The sequence below is a fragment of the Pseudoalteromonas sp. Z1A8 genome, from assembly GCF_011378855.1.
Classification (GTDB): Bacteria; Pseudomonadota; Gammaproteobacteria; order Enterobacterales; family Alteromonadaceae; genus Pseudoalteromonas.
The window spans coordinates 34836-41840 of record NZ_WTLB01000022.1 but is presented as its reverse complement, the minus strand read 5'-3'; the positions used below and the strand labels follow the sequence as shown (position 1 = coordinate 41840).

The 7005-nt window shown below is 36.5% G+C and carries 6 protein-coding genes; all 6 read right to left on the bottom strand.

What is annotated here, in order from left to right:
- The coding region (locus GQR55_RS10460; protein ID WP_240916844.1) for an isocitrate dehydrogenase at window positions 1–809 on the bottom strand (809 nt) is incomplete at its 3' end.
- 226 nt (window positions 810–1035) lie between these two features.
- Window positions 1036–2724 (bottom strand): hypothetical protein, encoded by a 1689-nt coding sequence (locus GQR55_RS10455; RefSeq protein ID WP_166420537.1) that lies wholly within the window; start codon window positions 2722–2724, stop codon window positions 1036–1038.
- An 11-nt stretch (window positions 2725–2735) separates the two neighbouring features.
- Window positions 2736–3119 carry a DUF3192 domain-containing protein gene (locus GQR55_RS10450; RefSeq protein ID WP_166420565.1) on the bottom strand — a complete coding sequence of 128 codons (384 nt, stop codon included), beginning with the start codon at window positions 3117–3119 and terminating at the stop codon, window positions 2736–2738.
- 70 nt (window positions 3120–3189) lie between these two features.
- The gene (gene xni / locus GQR55_RS10445) at window positions 3190–3963 is read right to left on the bottom strand and encodes a flap endonuclease Xni (protein ID WP_166420536.1); all 774 of its coding nucleotides are present in this window, start codon (window positions 3961–3963) and stop codon (window positions 3190–3192) included.
- Window positions 3964–3973: 10 nt separating this feature from the next.
- Window positions 3974–5317 carry a nucleotide 5'-monophosphate nucleosidase PpnN gene (gene ppnN, locus GQR55_RS10440; RefSeq protein WP_166420535.1) on the bottom strand — a complete coding sequence of 448 codons (1344 nt, stop codon included), beginning with the start codon at window positions 5315–5317 and terminating at the stop codon, window positions 3974–3976.
- Window positions 5318–5379: 62 nt separating this feature from the next.
- Complete coding sequence (locus tag GQR55_RS10435) at window positions 5380–6909, bottom strand: diguanylate cyclase (RefSeq protein ID WP_346774257.1); 1530 nt, start codon at window positions 6907–6909, stop codon at window positions 5380–5382.
- Window positions 6910–7005: the final 96 nt, after the last annotated feature.

Genomic DNA, 7005 nt, shown 5'->3' with positions numbered 1-7005 from the left:
GCAATATCTGGAGCACTACCGTGTACCGCTTCAAAAATTGCAGCGTCTTCACCAATGTTAGCACCTGGAGCCATACCTAAACCGCCAACTAAACCAGCACAAAGGTCAGATAAAATATCACCAAATAAGTTAGTCGTTACAATTACGTCAAACTCTTCAGGTGTCATTACCAGCTTCATACACGTTGCATCAACAATCATTTCGTTTGATTCAATTTGTGGGTAACGCTCAGCTACTTCACGTGCAACTTTTAAAAACAAACCAGAAGTTGATTTTAAAATGTTAGCTTTATGAACCGCAGTTACTTTTTTACGACCTTCACGTACCGCTAGCTCGTATGCAAAAGTTACGATTTTTTCTGCGCCTTCACGCGTAATTATCGATTTTGCTTCTGCTTCATTACCGTCTTCACTTACTACTTGGCCTGCACCTGAGTACATACCCTGTGTGTTTTCACGAATAGTAATGATATCGATATCGTCGTAACGTGCTTTAGTACCAACAAATGATTTAACTGGACGTACGTTAGCGTATAAACCAAATTGCTTACGAAGTGTTACGTTAATAGATGTAAAACCTTCACCTACAGGCGTAGTTAATGGGCCTTTAAGAGTGATTTTGTTTTTAGCTATTGTATCAACTGTTTCTTGCGGTAATAACTCACCTGTTTTTTCAAGTGCAGCTAGGCCAGCATCAACAAATTCATAATCAAAGTCGCAACCTGCGGCTTTTAATATTTCAAGTGCTGAGTCGATAATGCTCGGACCGATGCCGTCGCCTTTGATCACTGTGATGGTTTGTTTGGCCATTGACTTTTCCTTTAAAGAGTTTGATTTGCACATAAATTATTACCCTGAGAGAGTAATCGCTTGTTAGATCATTTATGTGAACGTGCTTGAAAATTTAAGGGCGCATTTATACCAATTTATCACCCATTTTGCTAGTTTATACAAAAAATACTGGGTATACATGAAACTTATAATGGGTATAGATATGTTAAATAACCAGAATTTTGCTTAATCAGCTTTGCATAAATTAAATGCTATCAAATAACTCAAGAGATTCTAATTGTAGAAAAAAATCTGTTGGGTTGTGCCAATTGAGTATTTTTAGTTGCTCAAGTAACGTTTGTTGCTGCCACGCAGTGAGCGCAAGTTCTGGTTTAAACACATTTTGAGCAACAATTTTAAGTGTGATCCAGAGTTTATGAGAATCAGTTAAATGTTTTTTAGGTGTTTGCTCTGCTTCTAACAGCGTAGCTGTCCACGGATTGTCACTTAATAAATGAGTAAGCTGTTGTGTTAGTTGCTCACTATTAATTACATTTACCCCAAAAAATGAACAAACCGGCGCACTCAGTTTTTTATTTGGAGTGTCGTCAATGAGTGTTTTACGAGAAAGCTGTGTACTACAGTGTGTTAATAAAAAATGGACGTAAGCGTATAAAGGTAAAGTGATATGCTCAAACTGCTCGTGTTTATTTTTACTTACCAATAAAGCCATTATTTTAACTAAACCATTTAACCGGTTAGTCACGTAAGTCTGTAAAGGATGTGGGGTTACATTAACTAATTGCTCAAAAACAACCCGTTGAATTATTGCAGGTGCATTATAATAACCGACCATCGATAAACTATGTTTTAAGTCTTTAGCGGCCTGATGTTCTTTATTGTAAGGCTTTACTGCTTCACATAAATTAGCAATTACTTGGGGATGAGCCGCCATTAACTGGCTTAATCCTTTGTAGCTGTATTCGTGCTGTAGTTTAATATTACTTATTAGTTGAAGTAAAGACTGTGCCTTATCAACCTCAACCTCACTTTTTGACTTAACATGTTCACTGTTAAACACTTTAAAGCTGATTGTTTTGTCAGTGCAGTGCCATTGTTTTGGATTATCGTTAAGTGCTGCTTTTACTCTATACCAAGCTAATTTATTTGCATTAGCGGTACTAATTAAAACATGCCTTTGCTGCGTATCAGTTGCTAAATAAATCATGGTTTGCTCGGCATATAAAACGCGGCTTCCCGGTAATAAGGGCCCTAAATGCGCTATAAGCGATTTAATTAGCTGTAGTGCAAACAAATTTGGTGTACGAATGTACAAGTCAGTAAGTGCTTTAAATAAACTCATGTGTTTGTTAGCCGTATTACTAGTAATGTTCATGCTAATAATATTTGCTAAAGCAATCAGGGTAATACCTCCATCGTAAAGCATAATTTTAGGCGCACTTACCAATGCTTGTTTATATTTACTTAATTTAGCTAACAATTGTGTAACGGGTTTGGCAGAATCACCACTAGATAACATTACTTTTGCAGCTAATTGATGGCGCATCTTCCATATTTTTTTATCAGAATCTTGAAAAGGTGATTGCTCGCAAAGTTTGTTTAATTGCGCTCCAACACACAAATGCTCAATGAGTGAAGCCGCTATGTATAGCTCACTTAGATCATTATTATAGTGTTGAGACTTACACAGTGCAGCGGTTATAACACTCTGACTAACAACTAAATTTGTGGCATAAGAATAACTAGGGTTGTAAAGCGTCAATCGGGCTTGTAATGCGAAGGGCTGCTCGCTATAGAGTACTCTATATTGCTCAGCTAACTTACTTGCGATTGGGTATAAAGCTGTCCATTTTTGTTTATTATTATAATAGCTTAAAAACAGCTGCGTATTATTAAGCAGCTGCTCTAAAGTAGTTGAAACAGCTTCATCCATTAAACCTTCACCTAATTTTGTTCTTGGTATTTATTGTATGCACTCGGGCCCCATAAAAATAGCTGCCCATTTTTAAATAATAGCCCAGTACATTCATCCATGGTGGTTATACCGTCAGATGTTATATGCTGTGTACGGTAAAACACTATCTGAAACACTTGTTCGCCATCTCGTTTAGCATAAGTAAGATCGGGGCTGCCTAAATAATCAAGCACAGTATTTAGTGTTGTTGGCTTCTCAAGGGATAGTTTTTCGATATAACGCTTATTGAAAGCTTCGCGGTCTTGCCAAATCATGGCCTGAGGATCGTCTTTATAAAAAGTGATCACCAATGCAGCTATCAGCGCATATAGCCCTAAACCTAAAATTAAATATCGGATAAATTTTTTCAATATGGTTTACTCTAACTCCGGTAACTAATAAATAGTATACGTTTTGTAATGTTTAGAGGCTATTAACTTGCGATTAATTAAGCCTTAACTGCTTTAAACTAAAGCCTAAATTTATGTCGGTGCGTAAACTAACTAGGTGCTTTGAAATTACGTACATATCCATATTAGCGGCTAGCTTTGTTTTAATACCCGGGCTTAGAGATTCATCTTCTGCCGCTTGTTCAATAGAATTGTAGTTATTAACGATTTGCTGCGCTGACTTAGTACCGATCCCTTTTACGCCAGGAATATCATTTGTCTTATCACCCGCTAAAGCCCAAAAATCAACAAGCTTATTTTGTTCAACACCAAAGCGCTCTTTTATACTTGTCTCATCTAAATAGAGTTTTTTAAAGTAATCATACACTGTAATATAAGGGCCTATATACGGTAAAAAGCCTTTATCGGTAGAAACAACAGTATTAGCTATTTGATTATTTGATGCCTTAAACGCAAGCGTTGCAATAATATCATCGGCTTCATCGTTAATAGGCTCAAATACAACAATGCCGGTTTCTTCAATTGCAGTTTTAAAATGCAATAGGGCGTCTTTTAATACTTGAGGCATTGGCGCGCGCGAGTGTTTGTAGTCTTTATAAAAATGATAACGCCAGCTTTTGTCGCCATCAAACACAGCAATGGCATGGGTTGCATTACTGGTATCTAAAAGCTTTTTACATGCATGCGCTACACGAGAACAACACGTTTGTATCATTTGCTCGTCGCTGTGATGTTTTTGATTAGCGTCGACGGCGTAAATGCGCCTAATTAAATTAAGCGCATCGATAAGAAGTAAATGGGGTTTCAAACTATAAAACTCATGCTTTTATTTTGTAACACGGAACGTATTTGCTGCCAGGGAGTTTCATACGGCCTTGATCAACAAATGCTTGTAATAACGTATCCATATTTTCCATAAGGGCAGGTTCGCCGCTTAAAATATATGGACCGTTTTGCTTAATGGCTTTAATGCCTTCGTCTTTTACATTTCCAGCAACAATACCTGAAAAAGCCCTGCGTAAATTAGCTGCTAGTAGCTGTTTTGGTTGATCAAGATGTAAATCAAGACTTGCCATATTTTCATGTGTTGGTGAAAAAGGTTGTTGAAAGTCGTTATCTATTTTTAATGTCCAGTTAAAGTAATAAGCATCGCCTTCACTTTTACGGTAATCACGAACATTAGCCATCGCTGATTTTAGCTTTTGACCCACTAATTGAGGGTTATCAATAATAACTTCAAACTTGTCTAGTGCTTCTTTGCCGAGTGTTATTTCAACAAAATCACACAGCTCTTTAAAATACGCTTCACTTTCACTAGGGCCAGTTAAAATAACAGGTAAACATTGCTTGGTATTATCTGGGTGGAGTAATATGCCTAATAAATATAACAGTTCTTCGGCAGTACCTGCGCCACCAGGGAAAATGATAATCGCGTGAGCTGTTCTAACAAAAGCTTCAAGGCGTTTTTCAATATCCGGTAAAATAACTAACTCGTTTACGATAGGGTTTGGTGGCTCAGCAGCAATAATGCTTGGCTCTGTTAAACCTAAGTAGCGGTTATCGGTATTACGCTGTTTTGCGTGGCCAATAGTGGCACCTTTCATTGGGCCTTTCATAGCACCAGGGCCACAACCGGTACAAATATTTAATCCACGTAAACCAAGCTCATAACCTACTTGTTTCGTGTATTTATATTCAACTTCGTTTATTGAGTGTCCGCCCCAGCAAACAACCATATTGGGTTCGCTTTTAACGCGCAGTGCACCCGCATTTCTGAGCATATCGAATACCATATGTGTAATCGCTTTTTGCTCTTTTAAATCTTTTTCGTATTTTTGACAAATAAACAAAATATCACGAATAACAGAGAATATATGTTCGTGAATGCCGATAATTATTTCGCCATCAACAAATGCTGTTTCGGGTGGGTTTTCAAGTTCAATTTTAATACCTCGTTCGCGGCTTACTAAACGAATATCAAAATCTTGGTATTTGTCGTATATATCGTTACTTTCGTCGGTATGGCTACCTACATTAAGCACTGCAAGTACGCAGTTTCTAAATAACCTATAACGCTCACTAGCAGAAGATTGCTCTAATAAATCAACTTCTAATTGCGACAGTAAATCTAAAACCCCAGTTGGGTTTAACTGTATTAACATAGACGTTCTCCTTACTGCTAAATCGTAAAACTGCTTGTCATAAAGTTATAATAGCTATGACATTACTTACTGGTACAAAGTCTATCTCGCCCTGAATTTTTGGCATCGTAAAGGGCATCATCAGCTCTATCAAAGGCTTTTAATAGCGTATCACCTTTTTTAAATTGAGTTGCACCTATTGAAATAGTGATCTCGATTTGTTTGTCTTTAAATTTAAAAGGGATATTTTTAATCACCTTTCTTACTTTATCCAGGGGTAATGTTGCGTTTTCTAGCGATACACCTGGCATTAATAGTACAAATTCTTCACCGCCATAACGCGCTATAAAATCAGATTTTCTGACTGATTTTTGCAGTGCTTTTGATATAACCTGAAGTGTTATGTCGCCGGCTGTGTGGCCAAATCTATCATTTACAGATTTAAAGTGGTCAACATCAATAACTGCAAGCGTAACATCTGATGGTTGTACATTAAACAAGTGCATTTCGTGATCGTAGCGTTCATCAAATGCGGCTCTGTTAGGCAGTTTTGTAAGCCCATCAAGTAAGCTTTTAAAGCGCTGCTCGTTTAATCGTTTTTTATACGTAGTTAACTTACCTTCCAAAGTACCAATACGTTTATTTATTTCATTAAAGCTAGAGCTAAGCATTTCTCTGTCTTTTCGCTCAAGTTTTTCTTTCGCTATAAAATCTTCGCTTAGTGATTTTAATTCGTTATCTACAAGCTCTTTTAAAGATGAAATTGACGTGGCTTTTTGGGTTTGCTCATTAAGGTTTTTTATTTTTAGTTCTATACTTTTATTTAATGAGTCAAACTCAACTTCCATTGACTCAGAGTGCTTGCTAGTTGAGATAATAGAATTGTGTAAATCTTCAAGGGTTTGATTTAATGAAACTAAAAAGCTTTGTGCCGATTTACGTTCTTTACTTATATTTTTTACCACTACATCGATAATGCTAATCGCTGCATCAAGCAATGCAGTTATAGTTTTACTTGCGGTAATGCTATTTTTTATATGATTAATTTGTTGAGTAGCTTCATCTTCCAGAACAAGTTCATTAGCAAGTTCAAGCAGTTTATTTGCATGGCTCTGTACAGTAGGTAGCTTTTTATCAATTACTGGGTCTTGTTTTGTTATTAAAGCTTGGTGGTAAAACGATATAAGTTGATCAAGAAGTGGGATATAACCATGCACTGAATGGACATTATTAATTTCATTATCAAGTAGGTTTCTTAGAGATCTACGTGTCTCATCAGGTAAACCCTTGGTTTTTTGTAGCTGTTTACCTGCATTTTGCACATTGTTGAATAAATCACGTTGTTGGGTTTGTTGAACTGATTCTTGGTTTTTAAGTAATGTTAAAGTTTCACTAATAAGTGGAGAAATATTCTCAAAACTCATATTTAGGGCACTTCTAAATTTGGCAAGGCGGTTATCTAACTCAATATCTAGCCCTTTACAGCTCAACGATAATTTAGCCGTAAAGTCACACAAAATATCCACTTGATGTTTGCGTGCACTTTCAACAGCCATACGAGCATCAATTGCTTGTTTTAGCTTTTTATCTGCTGCGTTAGATCTTTGTGACACCTAAGCGTACCGCCATCAATTTAATTTCATTATCTTTAGTTTACAACAAATTCTTATTATGTGTAGTTATCTAGTAAAAAACTTAGAAATTTTAAT

Bases quoted from the DNA above. Each gene is read 5' to 3' on its own strand.
- ppnN (WP_166420535.1), bottom strand. From the start codon at position 5,317: ATGTTAATACAGTTAAACCCAACTGGGGTTTTAGATTTACTGTCGCAA.
- GQR55_RS10455 (WP_166420537.1), bottom strand. From the start codon at position 2,724: ATGGATGAAGCTGTTTCAACTACTTTAGAGCAGCTGCTTAATAATACG.